Origin of the sequence: Leptotrichia sp. oral taxon 215 str. W9775 (assembly GCF_000469505.1) — a bacterium.
Taxonomy (GTDB): Bacteria; Fusobacteriota; Fusobacteriia; order Fusobacteriales; family Leptotrichiaceae; genus Leptotrichia_A.
The window spans coordinates 1-22,951 of the sequence record NZ_KI272843.1; the positions used below are offsets into that span (position 1 = coordinate 1).

Genomic DNA, 22,951 nt, shown 5'->3' on the forward strand with positions numbered 1-22,951 from the left:
AGGGAAAATCGGTCGTCGCCAAACTTTTTTTGTTGTCTTTTTTTTTTAATAATGTTATAATTATACTATTCTATTGCATAATATGAAGGGTGATAAAATTGAATATTACTTTATATAGAAAATATAGGCCTCAAAAATTTGAAGAGATAGCAGGTCAGGAATACGTAACAAGAGCTATAAAAAATTCCTTGAGGGAAAATAAGTTATCTCATGCATATTTATTTACAGGACCAAGAGGTGTAGGAAAAACAACTCTTGCAAGGCTTATTGCTAAAGGTGTAAATTGTCTGAATTCTGAAGATGTTACTGATAATCCTTGTGGAGTATGTGATAATTGCCGTGAAATAAGTCAAGGTATTTCAATGGATATGATTGAAATTGATGCCGCTTCAAATAGAGGTATAGATGAAATTAGGGAATTAAAAGAAAAGATAAATTATCAGCCCATCAAAGGTAGAAAGAAAATATATATAATAGATGAAGTTCATATGCTTACAAAGGAAGCCTTTAATGCTTTATTAAAAACATTGGAAGAGCCTCCGGCACATGTTCTTTTTATACTTGCAACTACTGAGATTGATAAAATACCTGATACAGTAGTATCACGTTGTCAGAGATATGATTTTCTTCCTATTGATAAGAAAGATATAACTAATCTTTTAAAAGGTGTAGCTGAAAAAGAAAATATCGATATTGATGAGGAAAGTCTTGAATTAATATATAGAAAATCGGAAGGAAGTGCCAGAGACAGTTTTTCAATTTTTGAACAGGTTATTTCTAACTTTGAAGGTGAAAAAATAGATATTTCTAAAACTCAGAAGGCATTAGGAGTAGTACCTGATATTGTTTTAAATGAGTTTCTGGAATTAATTCTTTCTTCAGATAAAATTCAATTATTGGAATTCATCGATAAGATTTGGGAAGATGGAATTGTAATTGAGACTTTTCTGAAGGATTTTGCTTATTATCTTAAAGAGCAGTTTAAAACAAATAGCAAATTATCAGTTAACTTTATTTTGAGTACGATAAGTTCGATTTTCTTTATTTTAAATGAATTTAAGTATGAGGAAGATAAGAGGCTTTTAGGATATGTTCTCGTACACGAATTATATAAAAATAGAAAGATAAATGGAAATATTGAAATTTCGACTAGTGAAAGCCATTCAGCTGTTAATAATGCTGTAATAAAGAAAAATAGTAAAGAAAATGTTAGAGAAGATGAAGTTATAAAAAATAGAGTTTCAGATAATATTGAAAATAATACTAGTTTTCAGTTGAGTGATAGTGAAGTAAACCCTTCAGAATTATTTAAAACTGATGATACTAACATCTTGACTGGAAAAAATGTATCTGAAACTTTTGCTGGAGAAGTTGAAGATAGAGGAAGTAATGAATCTTTATCACAAAATACAGAAAGTTATCCTGAATATTCAATAGATTTATTTGAAGAAAAGTGGGAACAAATACGTAAAGAAATAAAAAATAGCGGTGCAATATTAAATGCTCTTATGGCTGATACTTATCCTGAAAAGGTTAAAAATGGTGTTTTAGAAATAAAATTTCCAGATGGTCATAAATTCCATAGCAGACAGATTATGGAGCTTGATAAAAGAAGCAAGATAGAGATGATAATAAATAAAATATGTAATACTGATATAAGAATAACTACAATTTTTGATAATAATGAAAATGAAAATAGTGATGATAAATTTATTGAAAAAGTAATTAATTTTTTCGAAGGTGAAATTATAGAGAAAAAATAGTATGAAGGAAACAGAAAAATACAGCAGGAGGAGAAATATATGAAAATAAAAGTTATTTTAAAAGAAACAATAAAAGGTGTGGGTAAAAAAGATGAGATTGTTGAAGTTAAAGATGGATATGCTAATAACTTCTTATTCAGTCAGAATAAAGCTATTCCGGCAACACCTGAAAATATAAATAAACTGAACAGTAAAAATGAAAAAATTAAGAAAAATCATGATAATGATGTGAGAAAAGCAAACGAACTTAAGGAACAATTAAATTCAAAAGAAATATTACTGAAGGTAAAAGCAGGAAATAACGGGAAAGTATTTGGATCTGTTGGAGGAAAGGAAATAGCAGAGGCTATAAAAGAACAGCTGAATATAGAGGTTGATAAAAAGAAGGTTTCAACAGATGCAAGAATGAAAGAATTAGGACTACATACTGTTGAACTGAAACTTCATTCTGAAGTTAAGGCAACAATAAAAATAAAACTGGAAGCACAGGATTAGTTTGTAAGATAATCTATAAAAATAGTGAAATTTTATGGAAGATAAAATTTCAGTTTATTAAAAATACAACGAATATATAATTTGAAAGGTCAAATATTATGGAATTATTTGATGAATCTAAATTTGAAAATGAACTGAAAATACCTTATAGTATTGAAGCGGAAGAGGCATTGCTTGGTTCAATTTTCATAAAGCCTGATGCAATAAGTGAAATTATAGAAGTTATCACACCAGCTGATTTTTATAAAAACAACTACAGAATAATATTTGAAGAAATGTTAAAAGCGTATAATATTGGAAAAATAATAGATACCCTTTTAATTGTAGAAGCATTGAAAAAATCAGAGAAACTGGAAGAAATTGGTGGAGAAGATATAATTTATGATCTTGTTGATGTGGTTTCTACGGCAGCAAATGCAGTGAATTATGCATATGTAATTAAGGAGAAATCCATTCAGAGACAGCTGATTGAGACAGGAGAAAGAATAACAAGAATGGCTTATCGTGGCTATGATGAAGTGGATACAATGCTTGATAAGGCAGAAAGTATGATTTTTAAAATAGCTGAAGCAAAACAGAAAAAGGATGTAGTCTCACTAAATGAACTGGCAGGTATGAAAATATCAAGTCTGGATGAAATGTCTAAGTATAAAGGTGGAATAAGAGGAATAAGCTCGGGATTTTCCAAATATGATGAACTGACAAGTGGTTTTCATGGTTCAGATTTAATTATATTGGCAGCAAGACCTGCGATGGGAAAAACTGCATTTGCATTGAATCTGGCTCTGAATGTTGCGAAAGCAGGAAAACATGTTCTTGTATACAGTCTTGAAATGGGAAATGAACAGCTTTTTGACAGACTTCTTTCAATAGAATCTAAAATAAAGCTGTCAGCAATAAAAGATGGAACATTGAAGGATTCAGACTATACAGATTTAGGAAATGGAATGGGAAGGCTTGCTGAACTTCCATTGTATATTTCAGATTCTTCAAGTGTAAATATTCTTGAAATAAAAGCTGTGGCTAGAAGATTAAAGGCTGAAGGAAAACTGGACTTTATGATGATTGATTACTTACAGCTTATAAATCCAACTTCAGGATCAAAAAAGAGCAGGGAGCAGGAAATATCTGAAATATCAAGATCACTAAAAATAATAGCTAAGGAATTAAATATTCCTATTGTCACTTTATCACAGCTGTCGAGAAGTGTTGAACAGAGAACTGACAAAAGGCCTATACTTTCAGATTTGAGGGAATCAGGAGCAATTGAACAGGATGCCGATATGGTAATGTTCTTATATAGGGAAAAATATTATAACAAGGATAATGTACAGCAACCTGGTGATAGTGGTAATTCAGAAGTACCAAGCCAATATACTAAGCCTAAACAGCAGTCAAATGATGAAGAACTTGAAAAGGTTGAAGTAATAGTAGGAAAACATAGAAGTGGTCCTACTGGAACTATAATTTTAGGATTTAGACCGGGATATCAGCAATTTGTAAATGTCATGGGTGATGATGAAGCCACAAGACATTCACAATAAATAATGGTTATATACAAAAATGTATAAATAATAGACAGTTAAATGTCATTTAAATAAATTTGAGGAGGAAAAATGCAACAGCAAAAAGGAAAAGTTGAACTTCTTGCACCTGCAGGAAATATGGAAAAATTAAAAACAGCTTTTCATTTCGGAGCGGATGCCTGCTTCGTAGGAGGAAGTGCCTTTAATTTGAGAGGAATGTCCTCTAACTTTAAAAATAGTGAATTAAGGGAAGCTATAGACTATGTTCATAGTTTAGGAAAAAAAATATATGTCACTTTAAATATATTTGCACATAATTCGGAAATCGAATATATGCCTAGGTTTGTAAAATTACTGGAAGAATATGGAGCAGATGCTGTAATAGTAGCTGACTTGGGAGTATTTCAACTTGTAAGGGAAAATGCCCCAAATTTACCTATTCATGTAAGTACACAGGCTAATAATACAAACTGGATGAGTGTAAAAACATGGAGGGACATGGGAGCAAAAAGGGTTATACTTGCTAGGGAAATGTCATTGAAGGAAATTAAAGAAATAAAGGAAAAGGTGCCTGATGTAGAAATCGAAGTATTCATACATGGAGCAATGTGTATGGCAGTATCAGGAAGATGTCTTTTAAGTAATTATTTCACATCCAGGGATGCAAATAGAGGCATCTGTGCACAGGATTGCAGATGGAATTATAAAGTAATTGCAGAAGGGCATGAAGAAAAGGGTGCACATGATATTGTTGAGGAACAGGGAGAAACTTTTATTTTTAATGCTAAAGATTTATGTACAATAGATTTTATAGACAAGGTTATTGAAACAGGAGTTGATTCACTGAAAATAGAAGGAAGAATGAAAAGTATCTATTACAATTCAACTGTTGTAAAACAATATAGAAAAGCAATAGATTCCTATTATTCAGGGAATTATGAATATGATCCGGAATGGTATAAGGAACTTCAGACAATAAGTCATAGATTATACTCAAAAGGTTTCTACCTTGGGAAAACTACCGAAGAGGATCAGAATTATAATACAGGAAATTCTTACAGTCAGACTTATCAGCTTGTGGCAAATGTAAAGGAAAAGCTGGAAGATGGTAAATATCTGCTTCAAATAAGAAATAGAGTTTTCGCTGATGATACACTTGAATTGATAAGACCTGAAGGAGATCCGGTAAAATTTAAGGTGAAAAACTTTTTCAATACTAAAACAGAAGAGTATGTGGAAGTAGTACATCCAAATACTATAGCTGTTATTGAGTCGGAACTGGAAATGGGACCAATGGATCTAATAAGAATTAAATTACCTGAAGGAAAATCTGAAAGTGATATGGATACAGAGACTAACACGTTATAAATAGCATTTTTGAAAACAAATGCTTAAGTTTATTCAAAGTTAATCTATAAATAAATCAAAGTGTCATGAAATATACTCTTCTAAAGGGAAAATACACGATTATGAAATAGTAGAGTATTAAACTCTACTATTTTTTTAAAAATTGGTGTATAATATAAAAAAGAATCAAAAAACTATAAAAAATAAAGTTGGTGAAGAAAATGAGAGAAAAAATATTAGTAATTGAAGATGATCCAAAGATTTCCAGATTATTGGAAATAGAATTAAAATTTGAAGGATTTGATGTGTTCTTTGCATATGACGGAAAAGAAGGACTTAATATGGCAAAATACGGTTCATATGACTTGATTTTATTGGATGTAATGCTGCCTAAAATGAGTGGAATGGAAGTATGTAAAAGAATAAGGGAAGGATCACAGGTACCTATAATAATGCTTACAGCAAAAGATGAAATAAGTGATAAAATAGTAGGATTTGATTATGGTGCTGATGATTATATGACTAAACCTTTCTCAAATGAAGAATTACTTGCAAGAATAAAAGCTCTTTTAAGAAGAACTAAGAAAACAGTAGATCATAAGGGTGTTTTTGAATTTGAAGATTTAAAAATAAATTATTCTACTTATGAAGTATTTAGAGGAGAAACATTAATTTCTTTATCTAAAAGAGAATTTGAACTATTAGATTTCCTTGTACTAAATAAAGGGATAGTATTATCAAGAGATAAAATACTTGAAGAAGTATGGGGATTTGACTACATAGGTAATGATAATATACTTGATTTATATATAAAGTATTTAAGAGATAAAGTTGATAAACCTTATGAAAGAAAGTTTATTCAGACAGTAAGAGGAATTGGATTTATCTTTAAATAGGGAGACATTGTATGAGAAAAATGAAATTAGGAGGACGTATCGCTTGGAGTTACGCTCTTCTATTTTTGACGTTAATGACTATTTTTATAATCATGCTGAATATAACTTTAAGGAATGAAAATAAGAAAGTTTTGGAAATAGCAGCTGGAAAAAAAGTAGATGAAATAGAGAAGAGATATCTAAATAGGATAGCTGTTTATTCAGAATTGTATGATAATCTTCCTTTGGAATTTAATCCTCAGTTTGACGGTAAGAAAATAACTTATAGAAAGCCTTTTGATCCAGGAGAAGAGGCATATCTTTATCTTGTGGAAATTAAAACAATACAGGGCAGCAGAGTACCTCTGAATACTGTAAGTTCCCAATATGATATAGTTGATGAATCTGTGGGATATAGCCTGATGGAAGAAATTGAAAAAAATAAAATAACAGAAAATACAAATATTGGAAAAATTATAACTTTAAGTGATAATAATAAATATTATGTATTTAAGCTGAGTAGGGAAATAAAAAGTAATATTCTGAATATTTATGTACTGAAAAATATAAATCAGGTAACTGAAATATATGACAGGTTAAATACCCTATCGATTATTTTTGTCTGTATAGGAGTTGCAATAGCAATAATAATGTCAATTATTCTTGGTCAGAGAATAGTAAAGCCGATAAAGAATATAATTAAAACGACAGAAAAAATTACAACAGATGATTTGAGCCAGAGAATAGTAGAACCAAAGTCAGATGATGAGCTGAAAACACTTACACAGATTATAAATCAGATGCTTGACAGGTTGGAAAACTCCTTTGATAACCAGTCAAAATTTGTTTCAGATGCATCACATGAATTACGTACTCCTCTTGCAATAATAAAAGGATATGCGGAAATTATAAAAAAGAGAAGGTTTGCTGACGAAGAGATTTTTGAAGAATCAATAGATTCAATAATAAATGAAACAGAGAATATGAAAAATCTTGTTCAGAAACTTCTATTCCTTGCAAAAGGAGAAATTTCAAAAATAAATACGAATTTTCAGATAATAGAAATGAAGGAATTTATTCAGCAGATATATAATGATACAGAAGTTTCTACTAAAACGCATAAAATATATCTGGAAAGAGATGACGTATATGAAATTAAAGCAGATGTAACTTTACTGCAGCAGGCAATCAGAGCGCTTCTTGAAAATGCAATGAAATATTCTGAAAAAGGTACAAATGTTTATATAAAATCTGCTATAATTGATGGGAAAAATGGAGAAGTTTCAATTAGGGATGAAGGAGTAGGAATTTCAGAAGAAGATTCCAGAAGAATCTTTGACAGATTTTACAGAGTGGATGACTCCAGAACAAAAGCAACTGGTGGAACTGGATTAGGTCTTGCAATTGTAAAAAGAATAGTTGAGCTTCATAAGGGAGAAATAAAAATTAATTCTGAACTGGGAAAAGGAACTGAAATTTCAATTGTTTTACCTTTAGTTACTCAAAAAACAGAAATAGTACCTCAAAGACTAAGAACTAATAAGAAAATATAATATAAAATTTTAGGAGGAAAAATGGCAAGAAAGTATTTTGGTACAGATGGAATGAGGGGAGAGGCCAATAAAGATTTAACAATAGATCTTGTTACAGATTTAGGGTTAGCTTTAGGATATTATTTAAAAAAGAATAAAAAGGGAGATACAAAGCCGAAAGTAATTTTAGGAACTGATACCAGAATATCTGGATATATGATAAGATCAGCATTGACAGCAGGTCTTAACTCAATGGGAATAAATATTGATTTCGTAGGAGTTCTTCCGACACCAGGTGTATGCTATCTGACAAGAAAATTAAATGCAGATGCGGGAATTATGATTTCTGCTTCCCACAATCCGGTAAAAGATAATGGAATTAAAATTTTCAGCCAGAGTGGTTATAAATTGCCTGATGAAGTGGAAGAAGAACTGGAAAAATTAATGGAAAACAGGGAAGAACTTTTAAAGCATCAAGTACCTGGAGATAATCTTGGAAGATTTAAATTCGTGGAAGATGATATGAGAATTTATCTTGATTTCTTAGGGTCAACAGTAAAGAAAAACTTCAAAGGAATGAAAATAGTAATTGATGCGGCAAATGGAGCGGCATACAGGGTTGCATCTAAAATATATCAAAGATTAGGTGCAGATATAATAGTTATAAATAATATACCAAATGGAAAAAATATTAATGTAAAATGTGGTTCAACTCATCCTGAACTGTTACAGGAAGTTGTAAAAGTATATAAGGCAGATCTTGGACTTGCATTTGACGGAGATGCTGACAGACTTATTGCAGTTGACCATACAGGACATATTGTTGACGGAGATTTAATAATAGCAATAATTGCACAGTCATTAAAGAAAAAAGGATTGTTAAATGACAATAAGGTAGTTACTACTGTATTAAGTAATATGGGATTTGAAAAGTATCTGGAAGAAAAGGGAATAGGACTTATAAGAGCAAATGTAGGAGATAGATACGTTCTTGAAAAAATGAAAAAATTTGGGCTTAATGTAGGTGGAGAACAGTCAGGACACATTTTAATGCTTGATTATAATACTACTGGAGATGGAGTCCTTTCATCAATTCAGCTAGTATCTGCAATACTTGATAGCGGAAAATCATTGAACGAACTTATAAAGGACATAAAACTATGGCCTCAGAAATCTCAGAATATCATTGTTGCAAAAGAAAAGAAAGCAACTTGGGATTCAAATGAAGAATTAATGAATTTTATCAAGGAAAAAGAAAAAGAAATAAATAAAAAAGGAAGAGTATTAGTAAGGGCTTCTGGAACAGAACCTCTGATAAGGGTAATGGTAGAAGCTGAAACAATGGAAATAGTTGATAAATATGTAAAAATCTTATCTGAAAAAGTTCAGGAAATTTTAGGTTAGGATAAGTAAGAATAAGAAATTTCAGGTAACAGAAAACTTAGGATATGATACAAAAATAAGAATATAATTTAGACTGTATTTTTAAAGATATTTTCATAAAGATGCAGTTTCTTGAAACAATTAGAAATAGACTAAATTAGACTGGACTTTTTCCAGTCTTTTTTATATAATAATGTACAGAAAGAAAAGGAGTCTATCTCAAAAAATAGAAATAAAGATAAAATATATAAAAGAGGATGTTACAAAATAATAAAATATAGATATAATTTATAAAAAACTATATTTTTCATTTACAAAAATTTTACTCATATAAAACCGTCATTCATTAAGAAAAAGTCGAAACTCGCTTTTCGGCTCAGACAGTTGACTTTGTTAAACTTTAAATTTTTTGAGACAGTCTCACAGATAGGAGAAAAAAATGAATATAGTCGCACCGGCAGGAAATTATGAAAAATTAGAGGCGGCAATAAAGGCAGGAGCAAATGAAGTATATTTCGGTCTTAAAGGTTTTGGAGCAAGAAGAAACAACCAGAACCTTAATATAAAGGAAATATTGGATGGAATAGATTATGCACATTTAAGAGGGGTTAAGACTCTGCTGACTTTAAATACAATAATGAAGGATGTTGAAATTGATTCGGCATATTATAATATAAGCAGAATATATGAACATGGAATAGATGCTGTAATAGTACAGGATTTAGGCTTTGTAAAATTTCTTAAGGAAAATTTTCCTAAACTGACAATACATGGAAGTACACAAATGACGGTGGCAAATCACGTGGAAGCAAACAAACTGAAAGAGTTGGGACTTAGCAGGGTAGTACTTGCAAGGGAACTGTCATTTGAAGAAATAAAAAGTATAAGGGAAAAAACTGATATAGAGCTTGAAATATTCGTTTCAGGGTCATTATGTATTGCCTATTCGGGAAACTGTTATATAAGCAGTTTTATAGGAGGAAGAAGTGGAAATCGTGGACTTTGTGCATATTCCTGCAGGAAAAAGTTTCAGGATGAAGAAGGGAATAAGGCATATTTCTTGAGTCCGAATGATCAGTTGTTACAAACAGAGGAAATTAATAAACTGAAAGAAATAGGAATTGATGCGATAAAAGTTGAAGGAAGAAAAAAATCAAATGAGTATGTCTACGAAACAGTAAGCTATTATGACAATATACTGAAGGGAAAACCTAGACCGACTGAAAGTTATAAATTATTTAACAGGGGATATTCAAAAGGATATTTCTATTTAGATAATAAACTTATGAATTTTAAATATTCATCAAATTTTGGATATTTTTTGGGAGCGCGAATTGAAAACAGCAATAACTTTAAAATAGATGATGAACTTATTTTAGGGGATGGAGTTCAGTTTGTAGATGAAGATTTTGAAAAAATTTCAGGAGAATATGTAAGCAGAATAACAATAAGAGGAGAAAAAGTTCAGAAGGCTGAAAGAAACGATATTGTTTCAATTGGAAAATTGCCTGAAGGGACAAAATATATTTATAAAAATTATTCCAAGGAAATAAATGACAGGATAATTCATAATTTAAAAGTTTCTAAAAGATTTTCATCTGTTGATGCAGAATTATATGCAGAAAAAGGAAAAGAAATGTTGCTGAAGTTTTCTCTAAATAACTTAAAGGGAGAAAGAATATCAGCAATAAAAAAAGGAAATGTAATAACTGAAGATGCCAGAAAAGAAATTACGAAGGAACAGATTGCGGAAAAACTGGGAGAATTAGGAGAAACAGCATTTGAACTGGGAAATGTAAAAATAGATTATGACGGAACTTCTTTTATTCCTTTCAGTGAGCTGAAAAATCTAAAGAGGGAATGTATAAAGCAGCTTGAAATGGAACTTCTGGAATCATATAAAAGAACAGGAAGTCCAAAAAAGACATATTCATTTAGTAATGAAAAAATAGAAAAAGAACCCCTGTTTTCAGCACTTGTTTCAAATAAGGAACAGGAAAAGGCATGCCGTGAAGCAGGGATAACTAAAATTTATTATAAGCAGTATGATGTGGCAAAGGAAAAAAATCTGGATAAAACAGATAAAATAAAACTAGATACAAACCTTGCATCAAATCTGTATCAGGTTGTGATGGGGGAAAAAAATGGATTAAAAGGTCAGTCACTTGACTGGAATCTGAATGTATACAATAACTATACATTAGATCTGTTTTCAGAATTTGATAATCTTGAAACTGTATTTTTGTCGCCTGAACTGAATTATAAGCAGTTTAAAAATATAAAGTCTGATAAAATAAAAAAAGGAATGGTAATATACGGATATTTGAAGGGAATGTACATTGAGCATAAAATATTTGATAAAGAGTATAAGGAGCTCAAGGGGGATCATTATGACAGATATAAAGTGCTGAAAAATGATCTGGATAATATTGAACTTTATCTGGATAAGCCTATGAATCTGATTCCAAAACTGGATTTAATTAGGGAATTTAATTTCGATGAACTGAGAATGGATTTTACATTTGAAACACCTCAGGAGGTAAAGAAAATCATAGGAAGTCTGAAAACAAAAAAAGGAAATTATAATCCTTATTCATTTGAAAGAGGAGTATTCTAATACATGAAAAGAGGTTATATGAATTGGAAACTATAAAAAATAAAGGATATGTGGAAAAGCTGTATGTACTGCTTGGAGCATCAATTTTTATTCATTATGCTTTATTAGTGCTTGTATCTCTTGTAATACTGACAGAGATTTTTGTATCTGGAGAGTATAAGAAAATTTTAAAAAACAAATCTTTGATGATTGTGGAAGCAGTTTTAGGATTTTCAATAATAATGTCAATAATATACAAAAATTATTATGGACTGATAGCAGTTCCAATTTTACTTTGCCTTATGGTTGGAAGATATTATACCCTTATAATTGATGATAACTTTAAAAAAAATAATTTGGAACTTATTGCCAAATTTTCAGCAGTGGCATTTTTTATAAGTATAGTGGAATATTTTGTAACAAAAAGCAGGGCAGGATATTTTGCCTATCTGAATCCAAATTATCTTGGAAGTATAATGATGCTTGCGGCAATAATAAATCTGTACTTCTTTTTTGAAAAAAAATCAAAAATAAACTTTGCCGTATTTATTTTAAATATAATAACATTACTTTTATCAGGGTCTAGAACGGCTTTAGCGGCAGTAGTGGCAGGAATACTCGTATTATTTTATTTTTATCTGAAAAAGAAATATTTTATTGGATGTATCTGTTTATTTATAGGATATATTACAGGAGTATATTTTGGAAGGGTGCCATTTTTAAGACTTGACAGTTTGGGGGAATATTTTAAGTTAAGAAAGGACATAATTAAAATAGCCTTCAGAATTTTTAAAAAGACAAATCTATTATATGGACATGGGAATTTTTATTACTACAAATATACTAATTATGTGTATCCTCATTCGCATAATGTTCTTATGGAATCACTTTTAAGTTATGGATTATTAGGAACAGCCGCATTAGCAGGAGTATTTTTAAAATATTTATATGAAGTAATGAAGGGAAATAAAAGAAACACATTGAAAATAGCTCTGCTTATAGGAACAGTAGTACACAATTCAGCAGATTTCACTATTTTCTGGATACAGACAGTTCTACTTTTTATACTGGCTTTTTCCTATAATGAAGATAGAATAGTAAATTAATGAGTATTTTAAAATGAAAGATAATAAATTTTTAAAGATAGACTAAAAAACACAGTACTGACTCAAATTCAGACTGTGTTTTTTCTAATATTCATATCTTATTTTTAAATATTATAATTAATAAACCTTTTAGTCTATAAATAATAAATTTACAACTTTTTCAAGATAAGGTATTTTAAATTCTTTTTCTACAAGAGCAGATATTGCCGCAATTATTTGGAAAATTGACAATATAGCTGTAAAAATTAAGAATACAAAAGTTCCTAGAACAACTACAATGTTTAGTGCAAGTGCAACTACAGTAACAACACTAAGTGCCAAAGTTTGTTTTGCATAATTTCTTACAAAATCATTTTCACCTTCTAAAATTAATGCTACTATTGGTACTATAAGATTTATTCCTGGCAGGAAATAAGAAAGATTAATTAAAAATGCGGCCGCATTGGCTCTTAATCCTGCGATAGATCTTTGTTCTTTAATATTTGAGTTCATATGTCATAACCTCCGATTCTATATGATTTATTTTTTAAATTTTATCACAAAAAAAGTAAAAAATCAAATTGAAATAAATGGCTAAAGAGAGTATACTGTTACTATAAGAAAATAAAAAAGCGATAAAAAGGAGAAATATGATATATTTTATCGGTGGACTGCAAAATAGGGAATTTAAATATTTTGATACTTTAAAGAAAATAAGAGAGGAAAATCCTGGAATTACAGAGAGTTTTTTTGATGCAGATATAAAAGAGGAAGAAAAATTCCTTGAAAAGATAAGTTTTAATTCGATTTTTTCAGCAGAAGAGCTTGTTGTACTAAAAAGAGCGGAAAAACTGAAGGATTTAGAGAAAACACTTTCCTATATAACGGAACTTGACTTAAATAAAAAGGAAGTAGTGATTGACTATGGAAGGGAAGATGGAAAAATCCCTGCTAAATTAAATAAAAAGCTGGAGTCATTAAAAAAAGAAAAGAAACTGGAAGTTTTTCTGTTTTTAAAGGAAGATGACAAGGATATAAAAAAATATATTCAGGAAGAACTTGAAATTTCACAATTTGAAGCAGATACTCTACTGGAAATGATAGGGAAAAATCCTTTTAAGGTGAGAAATGAAGTCGATAAAATAAAGGTTTACCTTAATGGAGAAAAATTTGAAATTGGTAAAATTAGAAATATAGTATCTGTTCAAAAGGAATACAGAATATATGAAATGACAGAAAATATATTTTCAGGAAAAGCTCAGGAAGTTATTGATTATCTTGAAACAACGAAGGAATATATGGGGATACTTTATCAGCTTTACAATGAACTTGAAATAATGTATAAGCTTAGCAGCTTAAAGGAATCAGGAAGAAACATTTCAAGCCAGTATAATGCATTTAAAGCTCAGTTTGAAGAAATAAAGGAAGTTTTTAAGTCAAATGGCAGAATACCTAACTACTACTCTGTTTTTAAGAAAATAGAAAAATTAAGAAAGTATTCCAACAGAAATTTAAAAAAGCTTGTTTTTCGATGCTGGGAAATTGAGAAGGATATAAAAACTGGAAAAATGGCAATGGAAACAGGAGTTGAGCTTTTAATAATGGAGATAGTAAGCTGTTATGGCAAAAAGTAAAAAAATTATAAAAACTGATAGAAGGGAGAGTGGTTGTAATTTCCGGAATTATTGAATTCAGAAATGTGAGTTATTCAAAAAATAATAATATGATACTGGAAAATATATCCTTTTCCCTGAAAAAAAATAAATATAATGTTATTATTGGAAAAAATGGAAGTGGGAAATCCACAATTTTAAAACTGATTGTAGGACTTGAAAAAATAAGTGGAGGACAGATTTTTATAGATAATGAGGAACTTGTTTATAAAAGGGATGAGCTTTATAAAATCAGGAAAAAGACAGGGATTGTTTTTCAGGAGTCAAATGAACATATAATTGGAGAAACAGTAGCTGAGAGTTTAATTTTTGGGATGGAAAATAATAGGATTCCTTTGGAGAAAATGAAGGAAAATATGACAAAATACGTAAAATTATTTCAGCTTGAGAATATAATAGATAAAAAAACTGTAAATCTTTCAGGAGGGGAAAAACAGAAGGTAGCCCTTGCAGGAGCAGTTATAACAGAGCCTGAGATTATACTGCTTGATGAAGTTACAGAAATGTGGGATAAGGTAACGAAGGACAAAATGAATGGAATTATAGAAGAGTTTCTGAAAGATGGGAAAACAGTAGTTTCAGTAACTCATAATCTGGAGGAGATAAAGAGAAGCGATAATATTGTCTTTATAACTGAAGAAGGAAAAATCGTAACGGGAAAATCAGAAGAAGTAAATAAGATAATTGAAAAAAAAGAAAATACAGAAATAAACCATGAAGTGATATCGGAATATTCTGCTGATTTGACAAAAATGTCCTTAAAGGAAGAAGAAATTAAGGTAAAAATTAAGGATATAAGTTATTATTATGAAAAGGAAAGAAAAATAATAGACAGTTTTTCAGTTAATATTCCAAAAGATAGTATAACTGCAATTACAGGAAAATCAGGAACTGGAAAAACAACATTAATAGAGATAATATCGGGATTGGCATTTTTGGGAGAAAATTTTTCAGGGGAAATTGGGTATAATTTCAGGAATGAAAATAAAGAAAAGGAAGATGAAAAATTACTTCTATATAAAAATATTTCAGAAAGAGAACTGTATGAAATAAGAAAAAGAATGGGAATAGTATTTCAGAATACTGGTGAACAGTTTTTCTCAGGAACAGTTTTGGAAGAACTGGAATATAACATAACAAAAAAATATAAAATAAAAAATAGAAAATCAAAGGAATTAAATGATAAAATAAAAGAAATAGCAGAATTGTTCGGATATGATGAAAAGTTTCTTATGAAGTCGCCATTTGTACTTTCAGGAGGAGAGAAAAAGATGCTGGGATTAGCGCTTGCAGTATGTCTGGAGCCTGAAATACTTATATTGGATGAACCAACAGGAGCGCTTGACTACAATATGACAATAAAATTTATGCAAATAGTGGAAAAAACGAAAAAAAATGGAACAACCGTAATTCTTGTAACACATGATGAAAATATAGTAAAACAGTATTCAGACTATATTTTAAAGATGTAGTTTAAAGAGTAGGGATAAAAAAGATTTATTAAAAATAATACTGAATTGGAGAAGAAAATGGGCAATATATCATTTACACAGGGAATTTATAATCCTTCAGATTCCTTTTTACATAAACTGGATCCGAGGAGTAAAATAATAGGCTCTTTAATGCTGATAATTTCAGTACTGTCAGGTTCTTTTTTTTCATTCGAAGCTTCATTTAAAGGATATTTTTTAATTTCTGTATTCCTTTTTGTGGAAATGATTATATCAAAAATAAGTTTTACAGGAATTATAAAAAAAATAAAAATATATTTGAGTATGGGATTTATCCTGATGATTTTTAATATTTTTTTTATGAAAAGCGGATTGCTTCTGTTAGATTTAAAAATTTTAAAAATTTATGATACTCCTGTACTGATTTCAATGAATGTAATGTGCCAGATATTTCTTCTTACATTAATAGTCGAAATTTTCACATCAACTACAAGTACAAATGAAATAATGAAGGGATTAAACTATCTGACAGGGAAAAAGGGGAAAAATACCGAAATGAGCCTAGTTTATACTTTTTCTGTTTATTTTCTTCCTATTGTATATGAAGAATTTAGAAAAATAATAAAAATACAGAAGAGTAGAGGAAATTTTTCAAAAATATCAGTGAAAAATTTTAAGGAATTTTTTCTTATTATAGTTCCTTTATTTAGACTGACTATTGAAAAAGTAAATAGGACTGCAGAAATAATGACAGTAAAAAATTTTATTATAAATGGAGAAATAATTGAATTTAAGGCGTTAAAATGGAGCTTGAAAGATACATTTTATATAATTTTTGTGATTTTATTTGTTATATTTTATATTTTTCTGTTCTATTTTTAGAATTTTGTGGTATAATTTTAACAATGAAATAAAAAATTCAAAATAGAATTTGTTACATCGTTTTAGGAGGAGAGAGAGAATTATGAACTTGATAAGTGGAATTGGTAAAATCAGGCTCAATGGAAAAAAGGGATTGACAAAGAATAAAGAGATTGTCACTATACCTGAGCCACCAATGATTTATATACCTCTAATCATTGGTTCTTCAACTGCATTTGATGTACATGTGCAGGAAGGAGATCATGTCTGTAAGGGAACAAAGCTTGCTACAAGAACAGACATGTATGTACCCATTTACAGTCCTGTTTCAGGAACAGTAAAGGGAATAGAGAAAAGAATGCATATATCAGGAAAGGTACAAAATCATCTTTTAATCGAAAATGATTTTAAAAATGAAGAAGTTGTGCCATTTTCTTATGAAAATCCAGATGAACTTTCGGCAGAAGAACTGGTGGCTGCAATAAAGGAAATTGGAGTACTGGGATTAGGAGGTTCGGGATTTCCTACATACATTAAGTATGAAAATGCAAAAAATATCGATACTGTATTGATAAATGCAGTAGAATGTGAACCTTATCTTACTTCAGATTATAAAATAATGGAAAAACATGCTAAAGAACTTATAGACGGTACTCATTTTTTAATGAAGGCCGGTCATGCTAAAAAAGGAGTAATTGCAATAAAAGTTGTAAATGACAAACTTGCAAAGAAACTTCAGGAAGCAACAGAAGGATACCAGAATATAGAAGTGGTTACAGTACCTGATGCTTATCCGATGGGATGGGAAAGAGTTCTTATAAGGGAACTTTTCAAGAAAGAATATGACAGATTCCCAGGAGAAATTGGAATAATAGTAAATAATGCCACTACAGCAATCTATCTTTCAGAAGCACTGAGAGATAAAAAGCCTATAACTCACAGAATAGTTACAATATCAGGAGAAGGAGTAAAAAATCCTGAAAATGTGTATGTTCCAATAGGTACATCAGTAGATTATATAATAGAAAAAATAGGTGGATATACTGAAAATATAAATGAAATGTTTGTATTAGGTGGAGGGCCTATGATGGGTAAATCCATTGCAAACGATACTTTTGTAGTAACTACTTACAGTAACTCGATAACTGTACTGCCTAAAGTAGTTGAAGAGGAACTTCCTTGTCTGAGATGCGGACTTTGTGTTGAACATTGCCCAGCAAAAATACAGCCTGTACAAATTATGAATCTTGAAAAACAGAAAAATACAGAGGGTGTAATAGCAGCCTGTGCTGACAGATGTATCACATGTGGATTGTGTACATATATCTGTCCTTCTAAAATAGAAGTTACTGACTGGGTCGGAAAAGCTAAAACAAGAGTAGCTAATGCACGAAAGGCGGGAAAATAAGTATGAAGATAATTTTTAAAAGAACAACACCTACATATAGAAATCAGCTGACTACTCAGCAGGTAATGTTATATTTAACAGCAACTCTGGTAGTAGTAAGTTTGTTTTCTGTCGGGTATTACTTTACTTTGGGAGCAGATTATGGTATTAAAGCTTTATTAATGATAATAGCATCAGTAGTTGCGGCTTATTTATGTGAAGCCGGATATTTCTATCTGCTTAAGGAAAAAGATATAAAAAAGGCAGTTAATAACTCTTTTCCATATGTTACAGCAATATTATTTGCATTGATACTGCCAATAGGAACACCATATTATGTTGTAATTTTCGGTAGTATTTTCTCAATTTTAATAGGAAAATTACTATTTGGAGGATTTGGACAGAATATATTTAACCCTGCACTGATAGGAAGGGTATTTGTAATGATGTCTTATGGAGATAAACTTACAGCGGTACTTCCTGGAAAAGCTGTAGATGGTGTAGCTTCGGCAACTCCTACAACTATTATGTCAATGGGAAGCTGGATGGGAGACTCAAACATATCTCTTGCAAACTTATATTTAGGATTTTATAAAGGGTCAATTGGAGAAACTTTTGCAGTTGTAATCATTATTGCAGGAGTATTCCTTGCTATAAAGAAAGTTCTTGACTGGAGACTTCCTGTATTTTATATAGGAACGGCTTTTGTAATAGCATTTATCGCAGGAATGACACATGGATTATCTCCATTACACTTTGCATTGGTTCATATAGGAATTGGAGGACTTGTATTTGGAGGAATATTCATGCTTACAGATCCGGTAACTTCACCTGTAGATCCATTTGGAAAAATATTATTTGCAGTAGGAGCGGCATTCTTCACAATGCTTTTAAGATTCAGATCAAATATGCCTGAAGGAGTTCTTTATTCTATATTGATAATGAACATGCTTACTCCTATGATTGATAAGTATACTGTAAAACCTACAAATAAAGATGAAAGTAGAAAACTGATAATAGTTATAGCAGCAATGCTTGTATGTTCTTTACTTATAGCATTAGTATGGAAGGGGGCGTAAAATATGAAAAAATCATTGTATTTAAGTTTCTTTTTGGCGGTAATAAGCATTATCTCGGCTTTTATTCTGTCAATGACAAATTCGCTGACTTCAGAAACAATAAAAAATGCAAATATAGCAAAGCAGAATAAAAAACTGCAGGCAATGTTTAATGATAAAACAAAATTTACAGAAGAAGGAACTTCTCATGATAATCCTGCAATAGAAAAGGTTTTCAAAGCGGAAGAAGATGGGAAGGTAACAGGATATGTGTACAATGTAGTTACAAAAGGTTATGGAGGAAAAATTAAATTTCTTGTGGCAATAAGCAGTGATGGGAAATACATAGCTTTTGATTCACTTGAACATAATGAAACTCCTGGATTTGGGACAAAAATGGATGAGCCTAAGTTTAAAGGACAGTTTAAAGACAAACCTGTTACAGATGAAATAGATGGAATCAGTGGTGCCACAATAACAACAAAGGGTCTGAAAAAAGGATTTGATGCGGCAGTGGAAGATTTTGAGAAAAATTATAAGAAATAGGAGGCAGAAATGAAAAAGTCAGAAATAATTAAATCAGGAATATTAAAAGAAAATCCTGTTTTTGTAATGTTCTTAGGTACATGTCCGACACTGGCTACAACAAATTCCCTTACAAATGCTGTAGGGATGTCAATTGCATTTGCGGTTGTACTTATGATGACAAATACAATAATAGCGGCAATAAGAAAAATAGTTCCGGATCAGATAAGAATACCGGTATATATAGTAGTAATAGCAACAGCAGTAAAGTTTTGTGAAATGCTTCTTAACGCATATGCACTTCCAGTTTATGAATCATTAGGGGTATTCCTTGCACTGATAGTCGTAAACTGTATAGTTTTAGGAAGAGCAGAAGCGTTTGCAAGTAAAAATACAGTAATGGATTCGTTTATGGATGCAATCGGAGTAAGTATAGGATTTGGACTGAGCTTGATATTAATGGCGGCATTCAGGGAAATTCTTGGAACAGGTGGATTAAAGCTGAAAAGTCTTTTTGACAGTGAAAAAGTAATATTTGATATTCCTGTATTTAGAGATTATGCAGCTTCATTCTTTACTTCAGGAGCAGGAGCATTCTTAAGCTTTGGAATATTGGCAGGATTGTTTAATATATATAAGAGCAGTCAGGAAAAAAAGGCTAAAGAGAAAAGCAAGAATGAAGCAAAGAAAAAAGCAGCTGAAAACGCGGCTGCCAAGGAAGGTAAGGTGGCATAATGGAATTGGTAACGTTATTTATATCAGCAGTTTTAATAAATAATATAATTTTGACAAAGTATCTTGGGGTATGTCCTTTCCTGGGAGTTTCTAAAAGTGTAAAATCATCTTTTGGTATGGGACTTGCCGTAATATTTGTAATTTTTTCATCATCAGTAATAACTTATGGACTATATTATACAGTTTTAGTTCCTTATAACATGGAATATCTGGATTTGATAACATTCATACTTGTTATAGCTTCACTTGTACAGTTTGTGGAAATGGTAATTAAAAAGTTTTCACCTACACTGTATAAAGCGTTGGGAGTTTATCTTCCGCTAATTACTACAAACTGTGCGGTATTGGGAACAGCTCTTTTAAATATAAGAGAAGGTTATACTTTTGCACAAATGTTAGTTAACTCGATTGCAGTTCCTGTTGGATTTATGCTTGTAATGTTAATATTTGCTACAATAAGAGAAAGACTTGAGTTATCAAAGACTCCTGAGCATTTTAAAGGAAATGCAATTTCATTGATAGTTGCGGCATTGATGGCAATGATTATGCTTGGATTTGCAGGGGTGGTATAAAATGGCTTTAGCACCAATATTATGGGTATTGTTTTTAGTGGCAATGTTCATAACAACTTATCTTTTAAATAAAAAAACACCTAAACCAAAAGGGTGTGAAGATATTATTAAAAATGCAGGATGCAGAGGATGTAAAATGATTTCCTGTGGACATCATCCTTCTGCCGGAAGGGAGAAAAAATAATGCAGATATCAGCTTTAGTAGCGTTAGGACTAATAGGGGCAGTTTTAGGACTTCTATTGGGAATAGCGGATAAATATTTACAGGTAAAAGTGGATGAAAGATTAACAAAAGTAAATGAAATGTTACCTAATTTTAACTGTGGTGCATGCGGTTACCCAGGTTGTAGCGGATTTGCAGGCGGTGTACTAAATGGAGAAATTAAATCTTTAAAACAGTGTAAACCTATGAAACCTGCTGCAAGGGAAAAAATAAAAGAATATTTGGAAACAACACCTGGAGCAGACGGATCAGTTATAAAAGTGGAAGCATAAGTACGGAGATAAAATGAATTTTAATAAAAAAGTTAACATGAATAACATTAATAAAAAATTCGGGAAAATGGGACTTATATTTTTAATATCAGTCCTAATTTTCTCTTGTTTTAATAATAAGGAAAAGGTATATACTGAAACTGTAGATGGCCTATTTGATACAGTGCATGTAATATCGGGATATGACAAAAGTGAACAGGAATTTAAGAAAAAAGTAAAGTTTTATCAGGAGGAAATGGAAAAACTTCATAAATTATATACTTCTTATGAAGATTTCCAGGGAATAAACAATATAAGTACAATTAATGAAAATGCCGGAATAAAACCTGTAAAAGTAGACAGGAATATAATAGACCTACTGAAGGATACACTGGAAAGAAATAAGGAAATAAGTGATAAGGTGAATATAGCGGCAGGAAATGTCATTGATTTGTGGGATAAGGCAAAAACGGAAGGAAAACTTCCTGAACAGTCAGAACTGGAAAAAATGCAGAAATGTGCAAAAACTGAAAATATTGTAATAGATGAACAGAATTCAACAGTCTTTATCAAGGAAAAATGTACTAAGCTAAATTTAGGAGCAGTTGCAAAAGGTTATGCTGTGGAGCAGGTTACAAAAAAGATGGAAAAGGCAGGAATGACATCCTTTATAATATCTGCAGGTGGAAATGTAAAGGTAGTTGGGAAAAGAAAAATTCCAAAAAAGGAAAGTGAAATAACAGATTTAAAAAGTTGCAAGGATCAGTTCTGTATTGGAATAGCTTTACCGTTATATAATGATAATAAGATAGATAAGAGCAATCCTTATAATAATGGTAAAAATGACTATCTTGCAAAAATTGCGACAGAAAATATGTCGATAGTGACAACAGGAAATTATCAGAGATATTTTGTAATGGATAATAAAGTTTATGGGCATGTAATTAATCTTGAAACTTTAAAGCCGGAAGACAGTTTTGCTTCAGTAAGTGTAATAACAGAGGATTCAGGATTGGCAGATTTTATGTCTACTACACTGTTTCTACTTTCTTATGAAGAAGGAAAAGCGCTTATAGAGAAAATGGGTAAAAAAGAAAAGATAGATGTTATATGGGCAATGAAAAATGGAGATGTAATGTCTTCTGAAGGGCTTATAAGTGGAGAAAATTATGTCAAATACAATTTCAGATAGAATTTTTAAGGATACGTCAGAAAAGAAAATGTTAAATAAATTTGATATACTGTATGTGCTATTTATAGTTTTTTTATCATTTTTTCTAATTTTTTTTGGTATTTTCTTTGTGAAAAAAACTGGAAACAGGGCAATTGTAAAATATAATAATAAAGAAATAATGGCGATAGGATTAAATAAAAACCAGACAATAACACTAAAGAAGAAACAGTATCCCCTGTTACTTGATGACATGGTAATAGAAGTCAGGGATAAAAAAATAGCAGTAACAAAGGAAAAATCCCCTTATAACTACTGTTCTATGGCAGGGTTTACAAATGAAAGTACGAGACCGATAATATGTCAGCCTAATAAAGTTGTAATATTGATAGAAGATGTGGAAAATATCAACAAAAAGGATATTGATGCGGAGGTTCATTAA

Annotated in this window: 22 protein-coding genes; 21 read left to right on the top strand and 1 reads right to left on the bottom strand. The window is 30.6% G+C overall.

The genetic code is table 11. The features are described from left to right. Nucleotides 1-98: 98 nt before the first annotated feature. The 9 genes from dnaX to HMPREF1984_RS05660 all read left to right on the top strand — a co-directional run bounded on the left by dnaX (nt 99) and on the right by HMPREF1984_RS05660 (nt 12,623). A complete protein-coding gene (gene dnaX, locus HMPREF1984_RS05620; RefSeq protein WP_036099967.1) occupies nt 99-1,763 on the top strand; it encodes a DNA polymerase III subunit gamma/tau in 1,665 nt (554 codons plus the stop codon). Nucleotides 1,764-1,802: 39 nt separating this feature from the next. After that, the gene (rplI, locus tag HMPREF1984_RS05625) at nt 1,803-2,258 is read left to right on the top strand and encodes a 50S ribosomal protein L9 (protein ID WP_021766958.1); all 456 of its coding nucleotides are present in this window, start codon (nt 1,803-1,805) and stop codon (nt 2,256-2,258) included. Nucleotides 2,259-2,356: 98 nt separating this feature from the next. Then, nucleotides 2,357-3,802, top strand: a complete 1,446-nt coding sequence (dnaB, locus tag HMPREF1984_RS05630; protein ID WP_021766959.1) for a replicative DNA helicase — start codon at nt 2,357-2,359, stop codon at nt 3,800-3,802. Between the two features lie 72 nt (nt 3,803-3,874). Continuing rightward, entirely contained in the window at nt 3,875-5,152 is a 1,278-nt protein-coding gene (locus HMPREF1984_RS05635) for a U32 family peptidase (RefSeq protein ID WP_021766960.1), read from the top strand. 200 nt (nt 5,153-5,352) lie between these two features. After that, entirely contained in the window at nt 5,353-6,027 is a 675-nt protein-coding gene (locus tag HMPREF1984_RS05640) for a response regulator transcription factor (protein WP_021766961.1), read from the top strand. Between the two features lie 11 nt (nt 6,028-6,038). Continuing rightward, nucleotides 6,039-7,559 carry an ATP-binding protein gene (locus HMPREF1984_RS05645; RefSeq protein WP_021766962.1) on the top strand — a complete coding sequence of 507 codons (1,521 nt, stop codon included), beginning with the start codon at nt 6,039-6,041 and terminating at the stop codon, nt 7,557-7,559. A gap of 21 nt (nt 7,560-7,580) precedes the next feature. Then, nucleotides 7,581-8,942 carry a phosphoglucosamine mutase gene (gene glmM, locus HMPREF1984_RS05650; protein ID WP_021766963.1) on the top strand — a complete coding sequence of 454 codons (1,362 nt, stop codon included), beginning with the start codon at nt 7,581-7,583 and terminating at the stop codon, nt 8,940-8,942. 418 nt (nt 8,943-9,360) lie between these two features. Further along, entirely contained in the window at nt 9,361-11,538 is a 2,178-nt protein-coding gene (locus HMPREF1984_RS05655) for a U32 family peptidase (protein WP_021766964.1), read from the top strand. A 23-nt stretch (nt 11,539-11,561) separates the two neighbouring features. Then, nucleotides 11,562-12,623 carry an O-antigen ligase gene (locus HMPREF1984_RS05660; RefSeq protein WP_021766965.1) on the top strand — a complete coding sequence of 354 codons (1,062 nt, stop codon included), beginning with the start codon at nt 11,562-11,564 and terminating at the stop codon, nt 12,621-12,623. A 129-nt stretch (nt 12,624-12,752) separates the two neighbouring features. Here HMPREF1984_RS05660 and HMPREF1984_RS05665 read toward each other — a convergent pair whose 3' ends face one another. Then, nucleotides 12,753-13,115 (bottom strand): DUF4870 domain-containing protein, encoded by a 363-nt coding sequence (locus HMPREF1984_RS05665; RefSeq protein ID WP_021766966.1) that lies wholly within the window; start codon nt 13,113-13,115, stop codon nt 12,753-12,755. 137 nt (nt 13,116-13,252) lie between these two features. On the opposite strand from HMPREF1984_RS05665, the gene holA reads away from it, so the two are divergent. The 12 genes from holA to HMPREF1984_RS10940 all read left to right on the top strand — a co-directional run bounded on the left by holA (nt 13,253) and on the right by HMPREF1984_RS10940 (nt 22,951). Beyond that, entirely contained in the window at nt 13,253-14,236 is a 984-nt protein-coding gene (gene holA, locus HMPREF1984_RS05670; RefSeq protein ID WP_021766967.1) for a DNA polymerase III subunit delta, read from the top strand. A 29-nt stretch (nt 14,237-14,265) separates the two neighbouring features. Next, nucleotides 14,266-15,747, top strand: a complete 1,482-nt coding sequence (locus HMPREF1984_RS05675; protein WP_021766968.1) for an ABC transporter ATP-binding protein — start codon at nt 14,266-14,268, stop codon at nt 15,745-15,747. 57 nt (nt 15,748-15,804) lie between these two features. Then, entirely contained in the window at nt 15,805-16,608 is an 804-nt protein-coding gene (locus HMPREF1984_RS05680) for an energy-coupling factor transporter transmembrane protein EcfT (RefSeq protein WP_021766969.1), read from the top strand. A gap of 82 nt (nt 16,609-16,690) precedes the next feature. After that, nucleotides 16,691-17,995: an RnfABCDGE type electron transport complex subunit C gene (locus HMPREF1984_RS05685; RefSeq protein ID WP_021766970.1), complete on the top strand. Its 1,305-nt coding sequence runs from the start codon at nt 16,691-16,693 to the stop codon at nt 17,993-17,995. Between the two features lie 2 nt (nt 17,996-17,997). After that, nucleotides 17,998-19,053: an RnfABCDGE type electron transport complex subunit D gene (locus tag HMPREF1984_RS05690; RefSeq protein WP_021766971.1), complete on the top strand. Its 1,056-nt coding sequence runs from the start codon at nt 17,998-18,000 to the stop codon at nt 19,051-19,053. Nucleotides 19,054-19,056: 3 nt separating this feature from the next. After that, nucleotides 19,057-19,578 (top strand): FMN-binding protein, encoded by a 522-nt coding sequence (locus HMPREF1984_RS10935; RefSeq protein ID WP_051314474.1) that lies wholly within the window; start codon nt 19,057-19,059, stop codon nt 19,576-19,578. 9 nt (nt 19,579-19,587) lie between these two features. Next, nucleotides 19,588-20,292 (top strand): electron transport complex subunit RsxE, encoded by a 705-nt coding sequence (gene rsxE, locus HMPREF1984_RS05700; protein ID WP_021766973.1) that lies wholly within the window; start codon nt 19,588-19,590, stop codon nt 20,290-20,292. Next, a complete protein-coding gene (locus HMPREF1984_RS05705; RefSeq protein WP_021766974.1) occupies nt 20,292-20,864 on the top strand; it encodes an electron transport complex protein RnfA in 573 nt (190 codons plus the stop codon). The genes rsxE and HMPREF1984_RS05705 overlap by 1 nt, the downstream gene beginning before the upstream one ends. 1 nt (nt 20,865) lies before the next feature. Then, nucleotides 20,866-21,048, top strand: coding sequence for a hypothetical protein (locus HMPREF1984_RS05710; RefSeq protein ID WP_021766975.1), 183 nt, complete (start codon nt 20,866-20,868; stop codon nt 21,046-21,048). Next, complete coding sequence (locus tag HMPREF1984_RS05715) at nt 21,048-21,359, top strand: (Fe-S)-binding protein (RefSeq protein ID WP_021766976.1); 312 nt, start codon at nt 21,048-21,050, stop codon at nt 21,357-21,359. The genes HMPREF1984_RS05710 and HMPREF1984_RS05715 overlap by 1 nt, the downstream gene beginning before the upstream one ends. 13 nt (nt 21,360-21,372) lie before the next feature. Next, the gene (locus HMPREF1984_RS05720) at nt 21,373-22,530 is read left to right on the top strand and encodes an FAD:protein FMN transferase (RefSeq protein ID WP_021766977.1); all 1,158 of its coding nucleotides are present in this window, start codon (nt 21,373-21,375) and stop codon (nt 22,528-22,530) included. Then, nucleotides 22,508-22,951 carry a NusG domain II-containing protein gene (locus tag HMPREF1984_RS10940; protein WP_021766978.1) on the top strand — a complete coding sequence of 148 codons (444 nt, stop codon included), beginning with the start codon at nt 22,508-22,510 and terminating at the stop codon, nt 22,949-22,951. The genes HMPREF1984_RS05720 and HMPREF1984_RS10940 overlap by 23 nt, the downstream gene beginning before the upstream one ends.

Bases quoted from the DNA above. Each gene is read 5' to 3' on its own strand.
- HMPREF1984_RS05685 (WP_021766970.1), top strand. From the start codon at position 16,691: ATGAACTTGATAAGTGGAATTGGTAAAATCAGGCTCAATGGAAAAAAG.
- HMPREF1984_RS05640 (WP_021766961.1), top strand. From the start codon at position 5,353: ATGAGAGAAAAAATATTAGTAATTGAAGATGATCCAAAGATTTCCAGA.
- HMPREF1984_RS05705 (WP_021766974.1), top strand. From the start codon at position 20,292: ATGGAATTGGTAACGTTATTTATATCAGCAGTTTTAATAAATAATATA.
- HMPREF1984_RS05635 (WP_021766960.1), top strand. From the start codon at position 3,875: ATGCAACAGCAAAAAGGAAAAGTTGAACTTCTTGCACCTGCAGGAAAT.
- HMPREF1984_RS05655 (WP_021766964.1), top strand. From the start codon at position 9,361: ATGAATATAGTCGCACCGGCAGGAAATTATGAAAAATTAGAGGCGGCA.
- HMPREF1984_RS05645 (WP_021766962.1), top strand. From the start codon at position 6,039: ATGAGAAAAATGAAATTAGGAGGACGTATCGCTTGGAGTTACGCTCTT.
- dnaB (WP_021766959.1), top strand. From the start codon at position 2,357: ATGGAATTATTTGATGAATCTAAATTTGAAAATGAACTGAAAATACCT.
- rsxE (WP_021766973.1), top strand. From the start codon at position 19,588: ATGAAAAAGTCAGAAATAATTAAATCAGGAATATTAAAAGAAAATCCT.
- HMPREF1984_RS05665 (WP_021766966.1), bottom strand. From the start codon at position 13,115: ATGAACTCAAATATTAAAGAACAAAGATCTATCGCAGGATTAAGAGCC.
- holA (WP_021766967.1), top strand. From the start codon at position 13,253: ATGATATATTTTATCGGTGGACTGCAAAATAGGGAATTTAAATATTTT.
- HMPREF1984_RS05690 (WP_021766971.1), top strand. From the start codon at position 17,998: ATGAAGATAATTTTTAAAAGAACAACACCTACATATAGAAATCAGCTG.
- HMPREF1984_RS10940 (WP_021766978.1), top strand. From the start codon at position 22,508: ATGTCAAATACAATTTCAGATAGAATTTTTAAGGATACGTCAGAAAAG.
- HMPREF1984_RS05680 (WP_021766969.1), top strand. From the start codon at position 15,805: ATGGGCAATATATCATTTACACAGGGAATTTATAATCCTTCAGATTCC.
- glmM (WP_021766963.1), top strand. From the start codon at position 7,581: ATGGCAAGAAAGTATTTTGGTACAGATGGAATGAGGGGAGAGGCCAAT.
- HMPREF1984_RS05715 (WP_021766976.1), top strand. From the start codon at position 21,048: ATGCAGATATCAGCTTTAGTAGCGTTAGGACTAATAGGGGCAGTTTTA.
- HMPREF1984_RS05710 (WP_021766975.1), top strand. From the start codon at position 20,866: ATGGCTTTAGCACCAATATTATGGGTATTGTTTTTAGTGGCAATGTTC.
- HMPREF1984_RS10935 (WP_051314474.1), top strand. From the start codon at position 19,057: ATGAAAAAATCATTGTATTTAAGTTTCTTTTTGGCGGTAATAAGCATT.
- HMPREF1984_RS05720 (WP_021766977.1), top strand. From the start codon at position 21,373: ATGAATTTTAATAAAAAAGTTAACATGAATAACATTAATAAAAAATTC.
- rplI (WP_021766958.1), top strand. From the start codon at position 1,803: ATGAAAATAAAAGTTATTTTAAAAGAAACAATAAAAGGTGTGGGTAAA.